The organism is Streptosporangium sp. NPDC003464, from assembly GCF_053588315.1.
In genome coordinates this window covers 1-21,558 of record NZ_JBSFPS010000170.1, presented here as the reverse complement: position 1 = coordinate 21,558, position 21,558 = coordinate 1, and the positions used below count along the sequence as shown (strand labels likewise).

22 protein-coding genes and 1 pseudogene are annotated in these 21,558 nt (G+C 67.8%); 14 read left to right on the top strand and 9 right to left on the bottom strand.

All coding sequences use genetic code 11. The features are described from left to right. Nucleotides 1–467: tyrosine-type recombinase/integrase (locus ACWDS7_RS30975; protein ID WP_451932149.1), on the bottom strand; the 467-nt coding region annotated here is incomplete at its 3' end. 356 nt (nt 468–823) lie between these two features. On the opposite strand from ACWDS7_RS30975, the gene ACWDS7_RS30970 reads away from it, so the two are divergent. The 3 genes from ACWDS7_RS30970 to ACWDS7_RS30960 all read left to right on the top strand — a co-directional run bounded on the left by ACWDS7_RS30970 (nt 824) and on the right by ACWDS7_RS30960 (nt 4,551). Beyond that, nucleotides 824–2,425 carry a lamin tail domain-containing protein gene (locus ACWDS7_RS30970; RefSeq protein ID WP_451932147.1) on the top strand — a complete coding sequence of 534 codons (1,602 nt, stop codon included), beginning with the start codon at nt 824–826 and terminating at the stop codon, nt 2,423–2,425. A gap of 279 nt (nt 2,426–2,704) precedes the next feature. After that, nucleotides 2,705–3,151: a hypothetical protein gene (locus ACWDS7_RS30965; RefSeq protein ID WP_451932146.1), complete on the top strand. Its 447-nt coding sequence runs from the start codon at nt 2,705–2,707 to the stop codon at nt 3,149–3,151. Between the two features lie 620 nt (nt 3,152–3,771). Further along, complete coding sequence (locus ACWDS7_RS30960) at nt 3,772–4,551, top strand: LamG-like jellyroll fold domain-containing protein (RefSeq protein WP_451932145.1); 780 nt, start codon at nt 3,772–3,774, stop codon at nt 4,549–4,551. Between the two features lie 204 nt (nt 4,552–4,755). On the opposite strand, the gene ACWDS7_RS30955 is transcribed toward ACWDS7_RS30960, so the two are convergent. Then, the gene (locus ACWDS7_RS30955) at nt 4,756–5,049 is read right to left on the bottom strand and encodes a DUF1330 domain-containing protein (protein WP_451932144.1); all 294 of its coding nucleotides are present in this window, start codon (nt 5,047–5,049) and stop codon (nt 4,756–4,758) included. A 188-nt stretch (nt 5,050–5,237) separates the two neighbouring features. Between ACWDS7_RS30955 and ACWDS7_RS30950 the strand changes: the two genes are divergently transcribed. The 6 genes and pseudogenes from ACWDS7_RS30950 (at nt 5,238) to ACWDS7_RS30925 (ending at nt 9,698) form a co-directional block, all read left to right on the top strand. Then, nucleotides 5,238–6,140 (top strand): LysR substrate-binding domain-containing protein, encoded by a 903-nt coding sequence (locus tag ACWDS7_RS30950; RefSeq protein ID WP_451932143.1) that lies wholly within the window; start codon nt 5,238–5,240, stop codon nt 6,138–6,140. A gap of 180 nt (nt 6,141–6,320) precedes the next feature. Next, nucleotides 6,321–6,671 carry a hypothetical protein gene (locus ACWDS7_RS30945; protein WP_451932142.1) on the top strand — a complete coding sequence of 117 codons (351 nt, stop codon included), beginning with the start codon at nt 6,321–6,323 and terminating at the stop codon, nt 6,669–6,671. Between the two features lie 23 nt (nt 6,672–6,694). Then, entirely contained in the window at nt 6,695–7,270 is a 576-nt protein-coding gene (locus tag ACWDS7_RS30940) for a PadR family transcriptional regulator (protein ID WP_451932141.1), read from the top strand. Then, nucleotides 7,237–8,001 (top strand): annotated as a pseudogene (locus ACWDS7_RS30935) (ABC transporter ATP-binding protein). Before ACWDS7_RS30940 ends, ACWDS7_RS30935 begins: the two are co-directional and overlap by 34 nt. 17 nt (nt 8,002–8,018) lie before the next feature. Next, the gene (locus ACWDS7_RS30930; protein ID WP_451932140.1) at nt 8,019–8,153 is read left to right on the top strand and encodes a hypothetical protein; all 135 of its coding nucleotides are present in this window, start codon (nt 8,019–8,021) and stop codon (nt 8,151–8,153) included. A 30-nt stretch (nt 8,154–8,183) separates the two neighbouring features. Beyond that, nucleotides 8,184–9,698: an FtsX-like permease family protein gene (locus tag ACWDS7_RS30925; RefSeq protein ID WP_451932139.1), complete on the top strand. Its 1,515-nt coding sequence runs from the start codon at nt 8,184–8,186 to the stop codon at nt 9,696–9,698. 246 nt (nt 9,699–9,944) lie between these two features. On the opposite strand, the gene ACWDS7_RS30920 is transcribed toward ACWDS7_RS30925, so the two are convergent. The 6 genes from ACWDS7_RS30920 to ACWDS7_RS30895 form a co-directional block, all read right to left on the bottom strand. Next, a complete protein-coding gene (locus ACWDS7_RS30920) occupies nt 9,945–10,607 on the bottom strand; it encodes a tyrosine-type recombinase/integrase (protein ID WP_451932138.1) in 663 nt (220 codons plus the stop codon). Between the two features lie 178 nt (nt 10,608–10,785). Beyond that, entirely contained in the window at nt 10,786–12,147 is a 1,362-nt protein-coding gene (locus tag ACWDS7_RS30915; RefSeq protein ID WP_451932137.1) for a hypothetical protein, read from the bottom strand. Nucleotides 12,148–12,660: 513 nt separating this feature from the next. Beyond that, a complete protein-coding gene (locus ACWDS7_RS30910) occupies nt 12,661–12,864 on the bottom strand; it encodes a Tn3 family transposase (RefSeq protein WP_451932136.1) in 204 nt (67 codons plus the stop codon). Beyond that, a complete protein-coding gene (locus ACWDS7_RS30905; protein WP_451932135.1) occupies nt 12,831–13,184 on the bottom strand; it encodes a Tn3 family transposase in 354 nt (117 codons plus the stop codon). Before ACWDS7_RS30905 ends, ACWDS7_RS30910 begins: the two co-directional genes overlap by 34 nt. Next, nucleotides 13,168–13,920: a Tn3 family transposase gene (locus ACWDS7_RS30900; RefSeq protein WP_451932134.1), complete on the bottom strand. Its 753-nt coding sequence runs from the start codon at nt 13,918–13,920 to the stop codon at nt 13,168–13,170. The genes ACWDS7_RS30905 and ACWDS7_RS30900 overlap by 17 nt, the downstream gene beginning before the upstream one ends. Further along, complete coding sequence (locus ACWDS7_RS30895) at nt 13,921–15,048, bottom strand: DUF4158 domain-containing protein (protein WP_451932133.1); 1,128 nt, start codon at nt 15,046–15,048, stop codon at nt 13,921–13,923. Nucleotides 15,049–15,931: 883 nt separating this feature from the next. On the opposite strand from ACWDS7_RS30895, the gene ACWDS7_RS30890 reads away from it, so the two are divergent. The 4 genes from ACWDS7_RS30890 to ACWDS7_RS30875 all read left to right on the top strand — a co-directional run bounded on the left by ACWDS7_RS30890 (nt 15,932) and on the right by ACWDS7_RS30875 (nt 20,522). Further along, the gene (locus ACWDS7_RS30890) at nt 15,932–17,464 is read left to right on the top strand and encodes a hypothetical protein (protein ID WP_451932132.1); all 1,533 of its coding nucleotides are present in this window, start codon (nt 15,932–15,934) and stop codon (nt 17,462–17,464) included. 67 nt (nt 17,465–17,531) lie between these two features. Continuing rightward, on the top strand, nt 17,532–18,056 hold the full coding sequence (locus tag ACWDS7_RS30885) for a hypothetical protein (RefSeq protein WP_451932131.1): 525 nt from the start codon (nt 17,532–17,534) through the stop codon (nt 18,054–18,056). Between the two features lie 101 nt (nt 18,057–18,157). Beyond that, nucleotides 18,158–20,242, top strand: a complete 2,085-nt coding sequence (locus ACWDS7_RS30880; RefSeq protein ID WP_451932130.1) for a prolyl oligopeptidase family serine peptidase — start codon at nt 18,158–18,160, stop codon at nt 20,240–20,242. After that, nucleotides 20,202–20,522, top strand: a complete 321-nt coding sequence (locus ACWDS7_RS30875) for a DUF3626 domain-containing protein (RefSeq protein WP_451932129.1) — start codon at nt 20,202–20,204, stop codon at nt 20,520–20,522. The genes ACWDS7_RS30880 and ACWDS7_RS30875 overlap by 41 nt, the downstream gene beginning before the upstream one ends. Nucleotides 20,523–20,658: 136 nt before the next feature. Here the strand turns inward: ACWDS7_RS30875 and ACWDS7_RS30870 are convergent, their stop codons facing one another. Next, complete coding sequence (locus tag ACWDS7_RS30870; RefSeq protein WP_451932148.1) at nt 20,659–21,003, bottom strand: Tn3 family transposase; 345 nt, start codon at nt 21,001–21,003, stop codon at nt 20,659–20,661. Nucleotides 21,004–21,107: 104 nt separating this feature from the next. Between ACWDS7_RS30870 and ACWDS7_RS30865 the strand changes: the two genes are divergently transcribed. Further along, nucleotides 21,108–21,558 (top strand): hypothetical protein (locus tag ACWDS7_RS30865; RefSeq protein ID WP_451932128.1); only part of this gene is annotated, 451 nt, incomplete at its 3' end.

Sequence of the window (21,558 nt, the reverse complement as noted above, 5' to 3'; positions counted from 1 at the left end):
CTGCCGGGGACGGTCGGGGCGGGCGGGGGCCGCAGGTCACTGTCCCGGCCGGCCGGGCGGTCGACGGCGAACGAGATGGCTCCTGGCGCACCCGCTTTCTCCTCCCGCGTGGGGGACAGCGGCCGGTCGCGGTCGGTGGAGTGGTGCCGTCGGGCGAGGGCGGCGGTCAGGCGCGCATCGGCGTGGCGGGCGGGGCTGCGATGCAGGTGCTCGTCGTGGAGGTAGGTCTGGGTGGTGCGGGGGTCGGCGTGGCCGAGCCGGGCCTGCACCACGTGCAGGGGGAGGCCGGAGGCGAGCAGGTCGGTGGCCACGCTGTGCCGGATGGAGTGCGGCGACAGCGTCCCGGGGTCGGGGATGCCCGCCGCGCCGGCCAGCCGCTGGATGAGCTCGAGCACGTAGGAGCGGTACAGCGGCTTGCCGGTGCGGGTGACCAGCAGCGGGCCGGGCGTGATGCCGCGCTCGGCCAGGTAGGCGTCGATCAGCGCGGCGGTGTGGGCGCCGATGACGACCTGGTGGTCGCGGCTACCCGGTTGCCCGGCAACCCGCTGGCTCTGCTGGCCGTTCTTCGTTGCGTTTCGGCACCCACATCACGGAGAACTCATGGTGCGTCTTTTCCTTACCGCCGCAGACGTCGCCTTCTGCGGAGTCGCTGTGCTCGCTCCGATCGTCCCGGCACAGGCCGCCGTCCTGGCAATCCAGATCATCAAGATCTACTACGACTCACCCAGAGTCGACCGGCGCTCCAACACCAGCCTCAACGGCGAGTACGTGACGATCCTCAACACCACCCGGGCCGCGATCGACCTGGCCGGCTGGAGTCTGCGTGACGAAAACCGGCTACACCTACGCCCTCAGCGACGACGTCCTGCTCGCAGCGGGCAAGAAGATCACCGTCCGCACCGGGCAAGGCCACGACAGCACCACCACCCTGCACTGGAGCAGGGGTGCTTACGTGTGGAACAACGACCGCGACACCGCCTCCATCCGTCGCCCCGACGCCCGCCTGATCGACTCCTGCTCCTACACCTCGACCCGCACCGACGTCATCGCCTGCCCGCATCATCCCCGATGGAGACTGACGGGTGAAAATCTGGCATGGTTCCCTAACATGAGTGATCGTCATTCCCTGGGCCGCCGCCTATCGGTCCTTGCCGTTCCTACGATCTGTCTGAGTTCGTCAGCGATGGCTTGCGGGATGACCGACGCCCTGTCGACGCAGGCGACATTGCCTTCCTTGTCGAAAGTTTCCTCGTCGGTGGGGAATCCGCAGATCACGACACCAACATCGCCAAGGTCGAGGACAATCAACGACGAAACAGGACAATGGCACATCGTGAAGGGAGCGAAGATCTCCTCCACCAGCGCGCTGGTGGAGGTGGCCGCGACCGGCGAGCGCGATGTGTGGGCGGTCGGCGAAAAGGGCGGCACGGAGGACGACTTCGGTGACCCGCTCATCGAGCGCTGGGACGGTTCGCGCTGGCGTCAGGCCACCGCTCCGGCTGGGAGGTCCCAATACATCGACGGCGTCAGCGTGAAAGCGGCCGATGACGTGTGGCTGGCCGGGAGCGGGATCATCGCCTGGGCGGCACATTGGAACGGCTCCCGCTGGAGGGAACACCACCCCTACAGAAACAAGAGCCTCGACACCGACATCCTGTTCTCCGACGTAGCCGTCTCCGGAAAGCGCCCGTGGTTCGCCGGCAACACAGACTTCGTATACGGCGTCCTGCACCCCGGGAAAGGCCACAGCAAGGCCACCGTCCTGAGCTGGACGAAGAGCAAGGGGTTCGCCACGCAGTTCAGAACCCCGGGCTCACTGCAGGCGATCACCGCGCACAGCAAGACGGGCGACATCTGGGCGGTCGGCTCAGCGGGCGACTACTGGGCGGTCGGCTCGGCGGACAACCGGCCGCTGGTGCTGCACGGCACGGACGGCGGCACCAAGTGGAACGTGAGCACCACCCCGCCGATCCCCGGCGGCCAGCTCACCCAGGTATGGCAAGTGGCCGAGAACAACGTCTGGGCGGTCGGCCACAGGAACTCGCCCGACCCGGACAACAAACGCCAGACGCTGGAAATGCCGATCTCACTGCACTACGACGGAACATCCTGGCGCCAGGTGCCGGTACCGGTGGAGCGGGGACACCTCTCCAGCCTCACCGCTGACGCATCCGGGACCGTGTGGGCCAGCGGCGTCGACCTGGCCCACCCCAGGCAGGTGCTCTTCCTCCGCTACACAGCCGGTGAGTGGGCCGTCTCCTACAGTCCCAGCCTGCCCATCCCCGACCAGGACGAGGCCGCCTGGAACCGGGTGACGAGGACATCGATCACCCGGGTGCCGGGGTCGAACACGCTATGGGCAGTTGCCTCCACCGGTGCGGATGCCCATGAGAAGGGGTTCATCCTCCGCCGGCGCGGAGAGTAGGGCCACAGCCTGGTGACAACCAGGAGTTCGATCCGATACAAGTACACCGCGGATTTCTCGAACAGTTTTCGAGAAGTCGAAGAGGTAATGATGAGTGATGCATGCACTCGCATGTGATTCGTAAGTGCATGCATCACCGGCCGGAGGTTGCTGCACGGTCATTATGCGCATCCCCATCTGCAGCACCCCCCTGGCACCCGCTCCGCGTTCGGTAGCACTCGCCAGAGATTGGTCATTGGTAAATTGGCAAGACCATGCTCCTGAGCTTAAGGTTTAACGATGGTCGAATTTTCCCGTGCGCAAGCTTCTCCGGAACCGCCTGCGCATGCATTCTCGATTACAAAATCGATCGCGGCGGCAACCATCGCCGCAACTTTTTTGTGGCTACTCTCGTTCATGTTGATGAGGATAGGGACAGCACTTAGAAATGCGGCGTGCTATCCCGGCACCGAGCTGTCGGTGAAATATGCACCCGAAGGGTGTGAAATAGCGGGAGAGTGGTTGGACGCGAGTCTCTTCTGGTGGTTTTTTACGCCACTGGCCTGGGGGTTTTTTGGACTGCTCATCAAGGCCATTCCCGAACGGCTGGTATACGCACGAATAACGATTCTTTGGATCTTGGTGGCACTTCCATTTGCGAATACCGTGAGCGCATTGATTGGCGGCCATCAATATTGGTCATTGTTTGAATGGTCCACGCTGGTCACGGCAGTACCGAGGCCATGAGGATTGGGTATTTCAAAGGGGAATACATATCGGGACGTCTTGTATGTCACGTTCAATTATCAACAGGTGGAGATAAGGGCATTTTCGAAGCAAGGGCGGACGGTGACCGCTGCTGAGAGCGGCCGCCCCCCTCGGCGCCGCCTGAATTGCCTCCGGCGCCAGCATCAGCAATGCCGTTCTACCGACAGAAGCATGTCATCCGGGTGCATTTCTCGATCTGCGCCTGAAAACGGCCTTTCAGAACACCCCGGCCGCCCTGGCCTCATGGCGATCAGCACGATGTTCGCCAAGCTTCGAGAAGCCAGAAATCCTTCCAATTCCGATCGCCGGGCATCCCGGTGGGGCGCGCAAGCATATTGAGTGTGATATTTATCACACTACAATCATGTTTGCTTTATTTGTTACTTATATAGATCTTGTGCGCCTAGATGATCTCTGGGTAATTTCTGACCGTTTGCGTGTGGAGCGCTCTAACCGCTGGTCCTGGCGTTGCTGAGGAGCTTGTGCGGGCGGGGCGACGCGAAGGTCTTGGCCGTCGCGCTGACTGGGTCGGAGAGTGACGGCGTATGCGCCGGAGTTTGTCATGGTCGCGTTCGGCGGGCCGCAGGGCCTGGACGACGGTGGCGCTCACTACGGCGTTGGTACCGGGCCTGTTGTCCATTCAAGCCATTCCGGTAACCGCGGTGGCACAGGCCGCCACAACGGTTCAGGGCAGCGCTGATTCGCCGAAGCAATTGACCGGCTCGGCCGAGGGCCTGGCGTCATTGGTGGATTCGGCGGCCACGGCGACGGCGGTGGAGTTCAACAACTCGTTGGCGATCCTGCCGCAGTACGCGCTGGCGCATCTGGGCGATCAGGTGTCGATGGAGATGTGGTTCAAGACCACCGGCTCCGGTGTGCTGCCGGCGGCCTCGGCCAATTACAGCGCGGTGCCGGAGGGGCCGATGCTGTATGTCGGCACCGACGGCAAGCTGCGCGGGGCGTTCAAGGCGGTGGCCTCCCCGATGGCGTGGGCGGCCGCGGTCAACGACGACCAGTGGCACCACGTGGCGCTGACCGTCGCCGGAGCCGATCAGGTGCTGTATCTGGACGGCGCGCAGATCGGCACGATGACCGGTCAGGCCGACCCCTGGCGCCCGTACGCCGCCTTCGGCAACCCCACCCAGCGCGTCGACGCTGCCGGCGCCGCCAACTACACCTACGACGACGCCAACCGTCTGAAGACCGCCGGTGACCCGGTCACCGGGCGTACCTGGACCTACGGCTACGACAACGCCGACCGGCTCACCAGTAAGACCTCGACCAACCCGGTCAACACCCCCTGGTCATCGAAGCCTTGTGTTCGCTGGACCGATCTGTCGTGTGAGAAGCGGTTCGCGGTTCGCTTCGGGCGAGGGTGAGTTTCGTCGACGAGGTCAGCGAGACAGTCCAGCTGGCCCGGACGTCGCGTCGCTTCTTCGATCCGCCCGCCAGGGATCAGGCCGTCGAGGACGTCGAGGACGAACTGGGACGCGGGGCATGGCTTCGAACTCGTCTCGTGAGTCGTCGTTCAGCACCGTGTGCGTATCAGGTGACGGATGCTCAGCGATGGCTGGGCCCGCCGGTCAGTCGATGCCTTCGATGATGCGGAAGTCGCGCTCGACTCCGTCGGGGAGGGCCACCAGCGCCTTCTGGTATGCCTCGCTCTCATATGCCGCGACGGCCTGTTCAAAGCTGTCGAACTCGATCAGAACGACGCGTTGCGTGATTCCGGCCTCGTGGGCGACGACTCGACCGCCACGGTCGAGTCGTCGCCCACCCCCAGCCTGGACAGCCGGACGGGCCAGCTTGTCATAGGCAGTCAACCTCTCAGGGTCGGAAATGGCGGGGTAGACACTGACCCAGTAGCCCTTAGCCATGGAAACCTCCTGTGTTCGACCGGACACGTCCGACTTCGAATTGACACTCAGATCGATCGATCCCGGCGACGGGTACTGCGGTCAGTTGAATCGTCATATGCGCAGGTTAGGGCTTGATGTGCGGTCGAGGGAAAGATCGGTACGGGATAGGCTCAGAACGGATCGTTATCAATCGGCAGGGAGGGCACGTGGCGCCGGATACGGTGAGCCTGCGGTACTTCCTGGTGCTGGCGCAGGAGTTGAACTTCACCCGCGCGGCCGCACGGATCGGTATCGCACAGCCCGCACTCAGCGCCCGGATGCGCCGATTGGAGGCGGAACTCGGTACGGCCCTGCTGGTCCGCAACACGCGTAGCGTCGTATTGACCACGGCCGGTGCGGCTTTGGCGGAGTCCGCGCCGCCCGCGCTGGCGGCGCTGGACCGGGCATGGGACACCGCCCGGAGCGCGGCGGCCGGTGAACTGGGCACGCTGCGCATCGGATACAGCCTCAGCGCCGGGGCCGAGACGGCACCGGCCCTGGTGGACAGGCTGATTCGCGGCAACAGCGGACTCGAGGTCGGCGCGGTCCCGATGGCGACACCGGAGATCTCCCCCGCGGTCGCCGACGGCCGCATCGATGCCGGGATCACCCGCGGTGAACAGCCGGGCCGTGGCGTGCGCCGGTTCCTGCTGCGGCGTCAGCGCGTCGGGGTCCAGCTGGCGCAGCACCATCCGCTGGCCGAACACCCGGAGATCGAGATCGCCGACGCGGCCGCGTATCCGCTGCGACTCCCGGACCGTGCGGCCAACCCCGTGATCCACGATCAGCTGTCCGCACTGTTCCGAGACACCCGGCCACCCCCCCGATTCCACACGCCCGCAGTCTCTTTCGACATGTCTCAGCGCGACCTGCGCGACGGGGTCACCCTCGCCCCGGCCGGAGAAGCCGCGGTCACGGCAGCACCGGCCGGTCTCACCTGGCGACCGCTGCGGGGCGCGCCCAGCCTGACGATCCACCTGGTCCTCCCACGCGAGCAGTCACCACTACACCGCCGCATCCGTGCCGTCGCCAAAACCCTGGCGCACGAGCTGCACTGGCTGCCGGACTGACGCACAAGAGGTCAAGCGAGACGGACGTCTGCGGTGGCGAGACCACCCGCCGGTACACCCTGCCCACCAACGCCGACCTCGAAGACGCCGTCGGACGCCTCTCCACCGATCAATAGGGCACCGCTGATCTGGGCGAACTCAAACGGGTGTACCTGGTTACACGACTCTTACCGATACTCCATGTTCCCCAGACCCCGCAGCCCGGACGAGGACCTGCCCGCCGACTTCGAATCGCGCCGCCGCCGCCTGGTCCGTGACCTGCGCACCCGGCCCCTGATCGCCCGCTACGGCACCGAACACGGCTCCGGCCCGGGCAAACACCGCTACGTCGTCGAGCAGACCTTCGCCCTGCTGCACGCCTTCCGGCGGCTTCGCATCCGCTGGGAGATCCGTGCAGATATCCACCAAGCCTTCCTCAGTCTGGCCTGCGTGCTCATCTGCTGGCGACGACTCAACTCATTGATCCGGCCGCCGCTTGGCCGACGGGACTCGTTGGCGGCACCTGCCTTAGTTAACCGTTACCTTCTCTAGATAACGGTTAACTAGGGTGCGTGATGGCAGAGACGATCGGCGTGCCCGGCAAGGAACCTTCCCAGGGTTACCAGCTGCGGGTCGTACAGGAAGTGTTGCTGGCCCTGCTGGCCAAGGACGCCTCGCACGGCTACCAACTGCGCGCCCGGCTACAGCTCGCGCTCGGCCCGCTGGCCGGTGCGCTCAACGCAGGCCATGTGTACGTGACGCTCACTCGCCTGGAGAAGGCCGGGCTGGTGAGCGCTGAGCGGGTCGGCCAGATCGACCGTCCAGATCGCAAGGTCTACGAGCTGACCCCGGAAGGACGCGAGCGCGTGATCGCCTGGCTGGACGACACGAGCTGGCCCAAGCCGGCCCCGGCGGAGTTCCACCTGAAGCTTGTGGCCGCCGGTGCGGCCGGGCTGGTCGACCCGGAGCGGCTTGTAGACGCCCAGCGGCACGCGCTGCTGGCCGAACTGGCCGCCGCCCAGCGCGCCGCCCTGGCCGAACCGGCTGGCGCGGTCGCCGGGCTGCTGCTGGAGGGCGTGGTGCTGCGGCTACAGGCGGACCTGCGCTGGCTGGAGGCATGTGCCCAGTACTGGACTGTGAGGCGAGGATGATCGATACCGACCAGGCGGTCCTACGCACGCACGGACTGCAGATGCACTACGGCCGCGGCGCGGGGTGGGTGCATGCGCTCAACGGGATCGAGCTGGTGGCGGCCGCCGGGGAAACGGTGGCGGTGATGGGCCCCAGCGGCAGCGGCAAGTCGACGCTGCTGCATCTGCTGGGCGGCCTGCAGCGTCCCTCGGCGGGCGAGGTGTGGCTGGCCGGGCGGCGCATCGACAAGCTGAGCGAGAAGGGCCTGGCCCTGCTGCGACGCTAGGCGGTCGGGTTCGTCTTCCAGGCATTCCACCTGATGGATGAGCTCACCGCGGTGGAGAACGTCGAGCTGCCCGCACTGCTGGCTGGGCGCTCCCCGCGCGCGGCGCGCCGCCGAGCCGTGGAATTACTGGAGCTGGTGAGTCTCGGCCACCGCGCCGGGCACCTGCCCTCGGCGATGTCGGGTGGGGAGCGGCAGCGGGTGTCGCTGGCCCGGGCTATCAGCAACGAGCCCCTTGTCGTGCTCGCTGACGAGCCGACCGGCAATCTCGACAGCGCCGCCACCGTGGAGGTTCTGCGGCTGCTGGAGAGTTTGCGTACGGCGGGGCAGACGGTGTTGATCGTCACCCACGACGCACGGGTGGCGGCGGTCGCCGACCGGCTGATCACCATGCGCGACGGCGCCTTGGTGGAGGAGACCAGGCTGACCTCGGGCGGCGGCGGGCGGCTGACCGGGTTGGAGGGCTGATAGGCCGCCTGCTGCTGGTGTGTCGGCTTGCCGTACGGGACCTGTGCCGTCGCCCGGCCGAGGCGGCGCTGCTGCTGCTCGCGATGAGCGCCGCCACCACCGCGCTCGCGATGGCGTTGGCCCTGCAGGGGGTCATCAGCCAGCCGTACTAGAGCACCCGGGAGGCCACCGCCGGTCCTGACGTGGTCGCCAGCGTCGCCACTCCCTTCATCGGCGGCCGGCCCGCCGATCTGGCCCAGTTGCAGGCGCTGGCGAGCGCTCCCGGTGTCGTCGCCCACAGTGGCCCCTTCCCCTACACCCAGGTGCGGGTGAACACCGGCAGCGTCACCTTGCCGACCTGGGTGCAGGGACGCGCCGCCGCCACGGCCGCCGTCGACCAGTCCATGGTGGTGCGCGGCAGCTGGGTGCGTGAGGGCGGCGCGGTGCTGGAGGCCAGCTTCGCCGGAGCCCTCGGGGTCGACGTCGGCGACCGGATCGCTCTGGACAATCGCCCCTACCAGGTCGCCGGGGTCGCGATCACCGCCGCGTCGGCTCCCTACCCCAAGGTCTGCCTGGCCCCCTGCCGGTTCGATTCCGCGTTCGCCGCTCTCACCGAACGCCCGCCGAAGCCACCGCCGGGCACGCCGGACACGTTCTTCGTGGGCCAGGCCGGCATGATATGGCTCACCGAGGCCGAGACCCGCGGCCTCGCCCGCTACCCGGAGTCCCTGGGCCACCTCATCAACCTGAAGTTGACTGGCCAGGCCGAGGCCGAGGCCTTCAGCGCGGCGCACCACGGGCGAAGAATCAACGAACCGGCGCTGGTCACGTGGCAGGAGGTCCTGGAGGGGCACGCCAAGGTGGCGGAGAACGTCCAGCGGGCCCTGCTGGTGGCCGCCTGGCTGCTCGGTCTGCTCGCGCTGTCCAGTGCGGTGGTGCTCGTCGGCGGGAGGATGGCCGACCAGATGCGCCGGGTCGGGCTGCTCAAGGCAGTTGGCGGCACGCCGGGCCTGGTCGCGGTGGTCCTGCTGGCCGTGAATCTGGCCGTGGCGCTGCTGGCGGCGCTCGCCGGGTTGGCGGCCGGACGCCTGACCGCGCCACTGCTGGTCGAACCCGGCGCCGGACTGCTCGGCACGGCGGACACCGTGCCGTTGACACCGGCCGCGGTCGGCCTGGTGATCGCCGCCGCGCTGGCGATCGCGGGGCTGGCGACGTTCATGCCGGCCGTGCGTGCCGCGCGCATCAGCACCGTCCGGGCGCTGGCCGACTCGCAACGCCCGCCGCGCCGTACTTCCTGGCTGATCACGTTGTCGGCGCGACTGCCGGTGCCGCTGCTGCTGGGGATGCGGCTGGCGGCCCGACGGCCCCGCCGTACGCTGCTGAACGTAGCTGGGATCGCGATCTCGGTGACCGGGATCGTGGCCGCGCTGGCGGCCGGGGCCAACCGATATCTGGAAGCGACTCCGGGTGATGATCCCCGGCTGGCCATGACCCGGGTGCTGGCTCCGATCGTGATCATGCTGGTGGTGCAGGCGGCGGCCAATGCGATCTGCATCATCTGGGCCACGGCACTGGACACGGCTCGGCCCTTGGCGCTGGCTCGGGCGCTGGGCGCGACGCCGGGCCAGGTCAGCGTGGGGCTGGGAATCGTGGTCAGCGCATTGACCTGTGGTTATGTGGATGCCGAGACCAGAGAGAGCCCTACTTCTGTCCGGTAGGCACCCGGATGCGGTGTCTTTCTGCCGTACTCGGCCTGTCGTTAAGGAAGCTGTCACCAAGTACACGCGGGTGGTGTTGGCATTCGAAGAGGCTGAGTGCAGAAATTAGCGGTAGTGACCTGGGGCTTCTTCGCCTGTTAGTGATCCGTGACGGCCCGGAACTCCTACAGCTCCGGCCGGTCCCCACTGGTTGATCAGTGGGTTCGGCGGCTGGGTGCCAGGACCTCGGTGACCCTGGCGATGGCCTCAGGGCCGGGGTTGACGTAGCGCATGGCGGTGCGGGGGTTCTTGCCGGGTCTTGCCCATGATGAGCTGCAGCGGGACCTCGGCCTCGCCGAGGTGGGTGGCAGCGGAGTGGCGCAGCTGGTGCAGGTCGAGGCCGGCGTACTTGTCCAGCAGGACGCGGGAGCGGTCGTAGCCGAGCCGGGCCCGGCCGGTGTGCGGGCAGATGTCGGCGGCGGGCGGCCGGCGGGCGGGGACCGGGCGGCGTTCGGACAGGAACAGCGGCCCGTGCGTGCGTGCTGCCATCGGGCAATCGGAGCAGGCGGGGCAGCAGATGGGCGGTGCCGCTGTCCCAGTACACCCACTCGATCGCGCCGCCCTTGGAACGGACGGGGCCCGCCGGTGCTCCAGGTCGAGGTCCTCGACGTTGAGTGCCAGGATCTCCGCGGCCCGGGCCGCGGTCTCGTACAGCATCCGCCACAAGGTCTTCTCGCGCAGCGGAATGTCGCGGCGGGGCAGCAGCCGGTGGATCGTGGTCTTGGCGACCGCGCGGGACTCGTCGGCGCTCTCCTTGCGGCGTTCGGCCTCGGCCGGGACCGACGGGGCGGCCCAGTGCTTCTTGGTCTGGCACCAGAGCAGCCAGGAGGTGACGGCGGCGCGGTTGCGGTTCCAGACGGATACGTGCACCGGCCAGGATCAGGAGGCGGAGTTCCGGAAGATGGGGCTGGCTGTCCAGCAATGCGTCGTAGGTGACCGCAACGCCCGGTGTACCTGGTGGCACGAGATGGTCTGGGGTCCTGCGCTCGGGCCGGTCTGAGGGTCGCAACGGCCAGGGCGCAGGACTGTCATCGGTCGGCTGGGCTGATCACATTTTGTGGCCGTTGACCGTGGCGCAGGTTACCTTTGTCACGCGGACCTCGTCTGCGACCAGGATGCCAGGCGTTCCGTCACCTGTGTTGACGTGGAACCCGTAACCGTGAAAGCTGAGCTTTCCCTCGTTCTTGTTTCCTTGCAGCCATCCGGTGTTGATGCCGTTGAAGTCGCCCCGGTCTGCATAGACCGACCCCCTGGTCTCGCCGTTCGCCCGATGGACGGTCAGACCTTCCGTGCCGAAGGTGACTGAGCCTTCGTCGTCTTGTCTTCCGCGTACGACTCTGGCCTTCACGATGTCCAGGTCGGCCTGATCGGCGTACACCACCCCCAGGGTTGGTTCGTTGTCCCGGTGGATGGTCACGCCTTCCTTGCGGAATTCGAGCCACCCGTTGTCGGCGCCCGTACCCTGTACCCGGTCGGTGGCGACCGTCCTGAAGTCGGCCCTGCGAGCCGTCACGGTGTCGCTGAAGCTGGCATTGGCGGCCGTCAGCGTCCCCTTGACCTTGACGTTGTCGGAGATCCCGACCTCCGTGCCGGTGAAGGTGATCTTCCCGTCGGTGTTGTTCTCCCCCTGCACCTGCGGGGTGTTGATGCCGGTGGTGGCGGTGAGGGTCTCCAGGACGGGAAAGCGCACCTGAACGGTCGTGGTGAGGGCATGCTCCTGTTGAGGCGTGGTACGGGAGGTGGCGAGGAGGGTGTAGGTGGTGGCCCGCACCGGGGCAGGCGACACCGGCCAGGATCGCTGGCCTTTGGGGATAGGCTGCGACCCGCCCGGGAACTCGATCTTGTAGTCGAAGTCGTCGGACCCCTCCCAGCTCAGCGTGAGGGTGTCTCCGACGTCCAGCAGAGCCGTGTTAGCGCGGAAGTTATGTGGTGCGGGGAGCCGCTGGGGTGTGGTCTTCACCACCACCACCGCCGCGTAGGTGGGAGGATCCGGATCGCGCTGGGTGATGAGAGTCTCGGTCACTGGCAACACCACCGGCCCAGCGCCGACGCTGAGGGTGACATCGGCCAGCGTGAAGATTATGCAGTCGCCGGGGTAGAAAGCTTCACTACGGTCGCGGGCAGTGGCTTGGAAGCCGTTGTCGCCGCTCCGGGCGAAGGTCACCGAGGTCGGCAGGTTCGTCGTGGTATTGATGTATTGGGCGGAGGGTGTGATGGTGCCGGTATCTGGGGTGAGGGTATAGGCGCCGTCGCCGACCGGCACCGTCACCTCGATCGTCGACCAGTTCACTACCGCTTCTGTGAGGTTGGTGACGATCAGATACACCGTCCCCTTGGACGGGGACCTCTCCTTTTCCGAAGCCTCCAGCGACACAGGATCGGTGAGAACGGTGTAGGTCAGCGAGGGCATAGGCCGCTACTCCTTGTTCTGGCTGACGGGCGCAGGCCGGCGACCCGCGCGACGAATCGAAAGGGGCGGGACAGGCAGCGATACCAGGAACACACCCAAAATCCACCGCATGTCCACACCGCAGAAGATCACCCCACCTGATCCAAACGCCCTGATGCCGGAGCGGACAAGAGCACTCAAGGCCCCATAGCAGGGCGATTCGGCAACATCAACAACGCCTTGACACCAGCATTCGGAGCATGGAACCCCCAACCGGGGGTGCCGTTGACCAACGTGGCACCAGCCGCCGAATAGACCCTGAGGCGGGATATCAGCTACCCGCGTCCAACTCGGCGCGCGCTGTTGGCGGTTTGACGGCAGGGCGGCCTGTCGGCGCCGTGCGTCACGGGGCGCTGGGCCGCCCGAGCGGAACGCCGTCCAGCTCCAGGTGGTGGCTCATGTCGAGCTCGAAGCGGCCGTACAGGTTCAGATGGGACCAGAACAGCGCGGTCAGCCCGCGCCGGTCGGCTGGACTCAGTCGCAGATGAAGATCGTTCTGATGACGCGGCCGAGCTCTTCGACGGCCTGGTAGGTGGGGTGCTTGGGGCCGCCGCGGGTGAAGCGGCGCAGCATCTGATGTGACTCGGCGGTGCGCAATCGCAGCGCGGTCGCGTACTTGATCATCTGGTCGTAGTGGCGGGCGATCAGGTCCCGGTCGACGGTCTTGTTCGACAGCACCGCCTCCAGACGCGGCCAGGCCTCGTCCTCGCCGGTCCCGGGCCGGACAGCCGCGCCGGGCCGATGTTCTTCAGCCGCGGCAGCAGCTTGAAGCTCAGCAGTTCGGAGAAGGCGAACCCGACGATCGAGGCGCCGTGGGTGTCGGTGTACTGACGATCGATCTCCGCGCCGGTCAGGTGCCGCAGCAGGCCCTCGATCACCGAGGCCACCTCGGAGGCGGTCGTGCTGGTCACCTGGCTGTAGATGCACACCGACCGCCGTTCGACGTGCCGGTACACCATGATTCCCGGCCCGTGATAGCGCTCATGCCACTCGGTCATGAAATTCGCCGACCACGACCCGAACTTGCGCGAGTCGGACGCGCACGAGGTGCCCCTCGCCCCACAGCATCGTGTCGCGCGCCTTGAGGGTGGCGTTGACGATGAGGCGGATCGCCTCGCGCAGGTTGTCGCGGTTGATGAACAGCCGACGGGTGCGCCGCAGCGCCGCCTCGTTGTCGAGCTGCCCGGGCGGCAGCGCGGCCGCGGCCACGCCGTCGGCGACCCGTTTGATCCCGATGTTCGTGCCCAGCCCGTACAGGCAGAGCAACAGCCGTCTCTGCAGCACCGCAGGGTCGATGACGGCGCGCGAGGCCACCGAGGTGAAGGCGGCGGTGCAGCCGGTGACATGGGCCACGTCCTTGAGCACGTCCAGCAGGCTGATCACGCCCCACCGGCGGGAGATCTCCGCCTTCAGCGCCTTCAGGCCCGTCGGCTCCTCCTGCTTGACCAGTGGCGGGACGCTGATCCACGGCTCACCCTTCTTCCGCGTGATCTCCACGCCGCCGGTGCTGCCCTTGCGCATCGCCGTCTCCAGTCGGTCCAGGGCAGCGGTGTGACGGCACTGCAGGTCGGCGAGGAACGCCGCCGGATCACGGGGCTTCTTCAGGGCCTCGTAGTGCACGTCCCGGTTGTCGTCGAAGTCGGCCGGCAGGTCCGCCTCGGGGTTGCGCCAGACCTTGCCGCCCTCCACCCAGATCTCTCGCCGCCGGACAGCCTTGCGCAAGGCCACCAGCACTCACAGCTCGTACGGGATGCGCTCGATGCGGCCGCGCTCGTCGACCACCGCCTCCTGCCAGTCCTCGGGCACCACATGCTCGATCGGGACCGTCTCGGCGCGGTCGTAGAAGACCGCCTCCGAATCAGCGTAGCGCTCCAGCAGCGCCAAGGCGTCCATCACCGGCTGGAAGGCGGTGTTGTTGCAGTGGAAGTCCAGCGCGCGCAGCAGCTTGGGCAGGCCGCGCCGATAGTGACGCGAGTAGGAGCCGCGCAGCTTGACCCGCACCCGGGTACGCAGTTCCTTCTCGTTCGCCTTGGCCTCGGCGATGATGTCGGCCAGCGTGGCCGTGCCCACCACCGGATAGATCGCCGTGCGGACGAGCTCCTCGGGCAGGTCCAGCGCCGCCTGGGCGAGCCGGGCCAAGATGCCGTGCTTGCCCTGCACCCGCCGGGACTCACCGCTCAGCTCGTTCTCGACCTTCTTCTCGGCCCGCACGCTGATCTTGTGCACGAGCTGGATCAGCAACTCCACCAGGCCGTCGATCATCTCTGCCTTGCGCACCCAGCACAGCGCCGCCAGCAAGGTCAGCCTGATCGGCTCCGGCGCGGCGGCGAAATCGGACAAGTACATGCGCATCGCCCGGGCCCGCCACACCTCCACCACCTTCTCCGACACTCCCTCGAACAGGCCCTCCGGTAACCCGATCGCCTTGACCCACTCCAGCTTGACGATCTCGGCCAGCAGCGTCTCCGGCTGCAGCGGTCCCGGGTCCTCCTTCAGCTCCTGCAGGAAGCTGCGCACTGCGGCCGTGCCAGCCTCGCCTTCGCCCTCCGGCTCGGGGTCGGGAACCGCGATCAAGTCCTTCAGGGCGGCCACCGCCGAGGCCGGCAAGTCCTGCGTCGTGCTGGTGGTGAACTCCGGCTCGAACAGCGCCTCGGCCGCGCCCGCCAGCCGCTCGATCTGCTTGGGCGTGGGAGGCTCGGTCCGTTCCTCCCGGCGCGGGAAGCGGCCCTCGAGCTCGAAGTACTTCAGCATCAACGCGAACCCGAGACGGGTGGCGCCGCTCTTGTTCGCCAGCAGTTCGGCCTCGGCCTCATTCAGTGTCCAGCACTCGATGAGGTCCTCCAGCTCCCACTCTCTGCGCATCGGCAGGGATCCCTTCTCCCCCGATCGCTTGGAAGATTCGGAGGCACCCTGCCCACATCGAGGTCGCTACGGTTCAGTACCGCTCATCCGCGACTGTCACGTGGCGGCCTTGAGGTATTACAGAGAGTTACTTCGGGGCTGGTTGCGCCGACCCGAGCGGGGCCCCGACCGCTGCGGCGAGCGCGAGAATCGCGAGCACCTTCGCTGTCTCGGGGGTTGTCGTTCAGGACTGACAGCGCGCTGTTCTCAAGGCGGTGGTGGCCGAACTGGGCCGCGCCCATTGACATCTCCTCTGTTCGGGGGATCGCCGAAAGGTTGCCCCTTGAAGGGAGGCAGGCCAAGTACGAGAGGAAGGGGCAGTGGGCCGCTGGTCAGAGGATTTGCCGTCTGCCCGATGTGATCGGCGCTGGGGCTGGTCTGGTCAGCCCCAGGAGGCCACCGGCGCGGCCTCTCGGCCAGCCACTGACGGGCCACACTCGCCCGGTCCCATGCGTGGCACGCGGCCGCGCCACCACGGCGGCCATCATGGTGCTGGACGGCCGCCCAGCCGCAGTCACCGGCCTGGCGTTCGCCGGCGGGCCTGATTGCGGCCTCGCCCCAAGGAACTCTCAGAAGCCGACACGGTGAAGGACGGATACGTCCTGACCGTCGGTGACTACTGAAGTAGATCGTGACTTCAAGCGTGCCTTTCTGGCTTGATCAAGGAGTTTCGGCTCATCCTTACCTTTTACGAGACCTTTTACGAGCGGAGCTTCACGTGCGCTTCTTATCCGCGACACCTCGTAGATCCGCCCTGTCATGGCCGGGCGCGCTGGCCGGCGTCCTGGCCCTGACGGCCGGCCTACTCATCGCCCCGGTCCCCGCAGCCTCGGCCGAGGACTCCGTGACCGATCTCGGCGCCTTCTCCTACAGCACCGACCTGGTCGTCGGAGGCAACAAGGTCGCCGTTTCGATCGACGATCGCATCGTCATCGCGGACACCACCGGCGAGGTCGAGGGCACCATCACCGGCCTGTCCGGCGCGTACGGCCTGGCCATGACACCCGACGGCACCCGCCTGTACGCCGCGCTGATGGGCTCGGGAGAGGTGGCCGAGATCGACACCGCCACGCTGGAGATCACCCGGCGCGTCGACCTCGCCGCCTACGGATGCCCATCGAGCCTGGCGCTCACCGGCGAACGGCTGTGGGTTGGCTATGGCGGCTGCGGCGGTGCGTCCGGCGCCCTCGGCCTCGATCTGTCGGTGACGACGCCGGAGCCGGCGCCGTTCGAGGTTCCTCTGAAGTCGGGCCCGTACCTCGCGGCGGCAGGGAACACGCTGGTGGTCGGCGAAAGGGGCGGCAGTCCGGCTGACCTGTTCGTCTACGACGTGAGCGGTGCCGCTCCCGTCTTCCGCGGCGAGATCGACGGGCACACCTACTCCCACGGCCGGTTGAACGATGTCGCCGTCACCCCGGACGGCTCGCACGTGATCTCGGCGTTCGTGCTTCCGGACGCCTTCGAGATGTGGGACGCCACCACCTTGGCCCTGGTGCACAGCTACGAGAAAGGTCCCGAGGCTGAGGGATACCCAGCAACCGTCGCCATCAGCCCGGACGGCGCCTACATCGCGGGCGGGCGCAATCAGCTCTCCGCCGGCGGGATGACGCTGTACGACAGGGCCTCGGGCGCGGAGATCTATGCCGCAAGCCTCCCGGAAGGTGAGATAGTCGACGGAAGTGCTGCCTTCTTCGGCCGCGACATCTTCAGCCTGCTGAAGACGGATTCGGACCACCTCTACCTGTGGCGGCTCCATGACGTGACTCTGCCGGCCTCCACGTTGACGCTGACAGCCGAGCCTGGCGGGGCCGCGCAGCAACCGCTCACTTTGACGGGACGACTGGCATTCGACGACGGGACCGTGCCGGGCGCGCAACCGCTGGCCGTGACCCGCACCCTGCCCGACGGAACCAGCACGGAACTGCCCAGCGCGACCACCGCGGCGGACGGAACCTTCACCATCACCGACACGCCACCGATCGGGGGGGAGCTCACCTACACCGTGCTCTGGAACGGCGACGAGAGCCACCGCTGGAGCAAGGCCTCCCTCACCACGGCGGTCAGATACGTGACCACGCTCACGCTGACCGGACCCACGAGCGCGGTCGCCGGCACGAGGCTCGTGTTCAGCGGACAGCTCCAGGTGACGGGCGCCACCGCGCCGCGCAGCGGCACGATCACCGTCCGGCGCACCCGCAGCGGCAATGACGGCGAAACCGTGCAGTGGCCGGTAGGGATCAACCCCAGTGCGTCGTACATGTTCACCGACGTACTGAGCGCGGGCAAGTACACCTACACCGCGCACTGGGCCGGCGGCGGCCAGACCGGACCGGCGCAGGCGAGCCACGTCGTCACGGTTTACGAACCGACCAAGTGACCAGCGGCGCTGCCCGGCCATGCCGCCGGACAGCGCCAGCCAGGTACGGCGTCGAAACGCAGCCACGATGGCGTCTTCGCCGACGATCACGGCCACCCGGTCGTGGCTCACGAACTCCTTCTCCTTCTCCGGGAAGAAGCGCGGCACTGCCCCTTTCCCCCGTACTTGGTCTGCCCCCGTTGAACTCTTCCGGCAACCGGGCCGCCCCTCGGCGTGCTCCTGGTCCTCGTCGACGAACGGCCCGGACTCATTCGGCAACGCGTCGGCCAGCTCGGCACCGCGAGGTTCCGACACCTTCACCGGGTTCTTTCGGCAACTGCTCTGCGAGGGCCTGGGCGCCGCCCGGGCCCGTGGCCGGATCGGCGGCCGGCCCACCGTGGTCACCCCCGACCTGCTGCGGGCGGCCCGGGACCTGCTGCCCAACCCCGAACACTCCATCACCTCGATCGCGCACCTGCTCGGCGTGAGCCCCGGCACGCTCTACAACCACATCCCGGAGCTGCGCGAGCTGCGAGCCAGCCGACCGGCGGCACTGGAAGGGGGCAGACCAAGTACGCCGGAAAGGGTTAATAGGGCTGGTCAGAGGCTGTGACTGTTGTTTACTCGGCATGGCCCGTCAGGCGAGCCCGGCGGAGGGGCGCGTGATCCAATGTCCGACAAGTCACTGGATCTCCGGCATATGATCATGCGCATATGAGCGACATCACCGAACCCCCGATCGCCCGGGTGGACGTCGTGCGCGAGACCCTCCACGGCATCACACTCGAGGACCCCTACCGGTGGATGGAAACCGGAGGCGAGGAGTTCCGCCACTGGCTGGACGGCCAGGCCAGGCACGCCCGCGAGCACCTGGACGCCCTGCCGCACCGCGCCGGCCTGCTGACCCGGCTCCGCGAGCTGGGCGGCGCGCTCACGCGGTACTTCGGCCTCGCGATGGCAGCCGACAAGGTCTTCGCCCTGGTGCGCGAGCCGGACGCCCGCGTGCCGGTGCTGACGGTGACCGAGGCCGACGGAGCGAGCAGGGTCCTGTTCGACCCCGGCACGATGCCCGGCGACGGGCACCACGCCATCGACTGGTACGTGCCCTCCCCCGACGGCCGCCACGTCGCCTGCGCCGTCTCCGCCTCCGGGTCGGAGGACAGCTCCATCTACGTGATCGACGCCGGCTCCGGAGCCCTCCGGGAGACGATCCCGCCCACGACGCGTTTCGCCTTCCTGAGCTGGCTGGAGGACGGCCGGTCGTTCGTCTATCACCGCTACGCAGAGCAGCACCTGTTGGACAGCCGCACCTTCCTGCACCACCTGGGCGCCGACCCGGCACAGGACACGGTGGTGCTGGCCCGCGGCCTCAACCCCCACATCGAGCTGACCCCGCGGGACCGGCCCTTCCTGGTGGTGCCGCCACACGGCGAGTGGATGCTGGCGATCATCTCCCACGACGCGCTCAGCCCCTGGCCCTGGACCAGCGAGCAGCTGAGCGACTGCACGATATACGTGGCGCCGCGGACCGGGCTGGCCGACCCGGCCGCCTGCCCGTGGCGGCTGGTCGCGGGCGTGGCGGACGGCGTGACCACCTTCGCCACCAGCCACGACACCCTCTACCTGGTCTCCCACCGGGACGCGCCGCGCTCCCGCGTGCTGGCCGTTCCGCTTGCCGCACCCGATCCGTCCCGAGCCCGGGTGGTCGTGCCCGCGGGTGAGCGGGCGGTGGAGTCGGTGCGGGTGGTGGGCGACCGGCTGCTGGTGCGCGATCTCGACGGCGGCGTCAGCCGGATACGGCACGTGCCCCTGTCCGGCGGCGAGCCCGCCGACCTCCCGATGCCGGTGGACGGCACCATCCTGGAGTGGACCACCCACCCGACGCGGCCCGAAGCCCTGCTGCTGGTGGCCGGCTGGACCGACGCGCCGCGGCTCTACCGCTACGACGGCCACTCCCTCCAGGACACCGGGCTGGCGCCCCGCTCACCGGTGGACCTCGGCGAGGTGCACGTCCGTACTCTGCACGTGCCCGCGAGGGACGGGACGCCGATCCCGCTCACCGTCATCCACCACAAGGACCTGGAGCTGGACGGCGACAACCCGGCCGTGCTCACCGGCTACGGCTCCCACGGGTTCATCGATCTGCCGGAGTTCCGTCCCGAGATGCTCGCCTGGTACGAGCGTGGCGGCGTCTACGCCGTCGCGCACCTGCGTGGCGGCGGCGCCTACGGCCGCGAGTGGCACGAGGCCGGGCGCGGCGAACGCAAGGAGGCCACCATCACGGACTTCATCGACTGCGCCGAGCATCTCATCGCCCTCGGCTACACCCGCCCGGGACGGCTGGCCGCCGAGGGCGCCAGCAGCGGCGGCATCCCCACCGGCGGCGCGCTGGTGCGCCGCCCCGATCTGTGGGCGGCCATGGCGATCCAGGTGCCGACGGTGAACGCCACGCGCAACGAGTTCACCGAGAGCGGGCCGATCAACGTGCCGGAGTTCGGCAGCGTCACCACCGAGGAGGGCCTGCGTGCCCTGCTGATCATCGACGCCTACCTGCGGGTTCACGACGGCGTGCCGTACCCGGCGGTGCTGCTGACCACCGGCCTGCGCGACGCGCGGGTGCCGCCGTGGCAGCCGGCGAAGCTGGCCGCCCGCCTGCAGGCGGCCACGGCCTCCGGCCGGCCGGTGCTGCTGCGCGTCGAGGAGCACGGCGGCCACGGCGCCGGCTCGACCAGAGACCAGGAGCAGGCACTGCTCGCCGATGTGCTGGCCTTTGTCCTGCACGCGTCCGACGGGTCATGATGACGACAGACACGTCGGGTACGGCACGCGCACGCCCCCTCAGCCATGTCACGTCCTGATCGATCCCGGGCTGCGTGTGACGCTCAACTTCCATCCCGACCGCCTGGTGGGCGAGCGGGCGGTCCTCGACAGGCCGGCAAGGACAGCGTCTACCTGTCCCCGTTCGTCACCGGGACCGGCCACGGGGGGCCTGACCGCCCATCCCGGCGGGGACCGGTGGCTCTGGGAGAGCCGTATCTTCCGTGGTGCCTACGACGAGGCGCCCGCGCGACAAGGTTGAGCAGGCCGTCACCGCGTGGGTGGCGGCGCGCCGTCACGACGTCGTCTACTGCGGCAAAGCCGTCAAAGGGTCGTGGTGGCGGGCGCTCGGGCGGCAGCCGGGCGGTGACGAGGGCCAGGAGGACCAGAAGCTGCGTTCAGGCGACGCCCGACAGGTCCAGACGCTTGTCCATGTCGAGGTGGAAGCGGCCGTAGGGGTTGATGTGCGACCAGAACAGTGGCGATAGGCCGCGCCGGTCCTCTGCCGTGAGCCGCTCGGCCCAGGCCGGGTCGGCCAGCACCGCCTGCAGCAGCAGGGTGTTGACGTAGACCAGGCAGGACTGCAGCAGGTGCAGCGCCAGCATGGAGATCTCGGCGTGCTCGCGGTCGGGGCCGGTGAGCACGCCTTCCTTGCCGTAGGAGATCTTGCCGTTGGCGCCGTTCCAGTTCTCCACCACCTGCAGGCCGCTGTTGATCTGGCGACGCAGGTCCTCGCTGGCCAGGTAGTCGCAGGTTATGTGGAATCTGGTTTGTCAAGCATGGCACTACGGCTCGGCGGTGAATATCGACTGGCCGGTTTCGCGATGAACCTGGACAATCGCCTGTCGTGATGGGGATCTCCGGCTTCGAGCCGACCTTTCTCGTCGGACTTAAAGCCATCCGCGAGGAACACGGACCGGGCCTGGCCGCGCTGGGTGGTCGGCGCCTGACTGGCTTCGCGATCGTGCGTTTCATCGAGGACGGGGACTGGTATGCCGACTGCCCTGTCGTCTTGGACTTCGACGGCATCCAGGTAGAGATCAGCCACTCCAAGTTCGATGAGCTGTCGATCAGCTGGAACACCATCGACACGACGGCTGGGATCACCGGCTGGGAGTGGTTCGAGCTGACTCCGGCGTGGTCCAGCGCCGATGAACGGCTTGAGCCGTTCATCGGCCAGAAACTGCGCGAGGTGGCTCTACTCGAGTGGCGGCCATCACGTCGCGACGTGGCGGCCGGCACCCTCGCTGTGGAGTTCGTCTTCGACACGGGCCGCTTCCACATCGCCAACGCCCTTG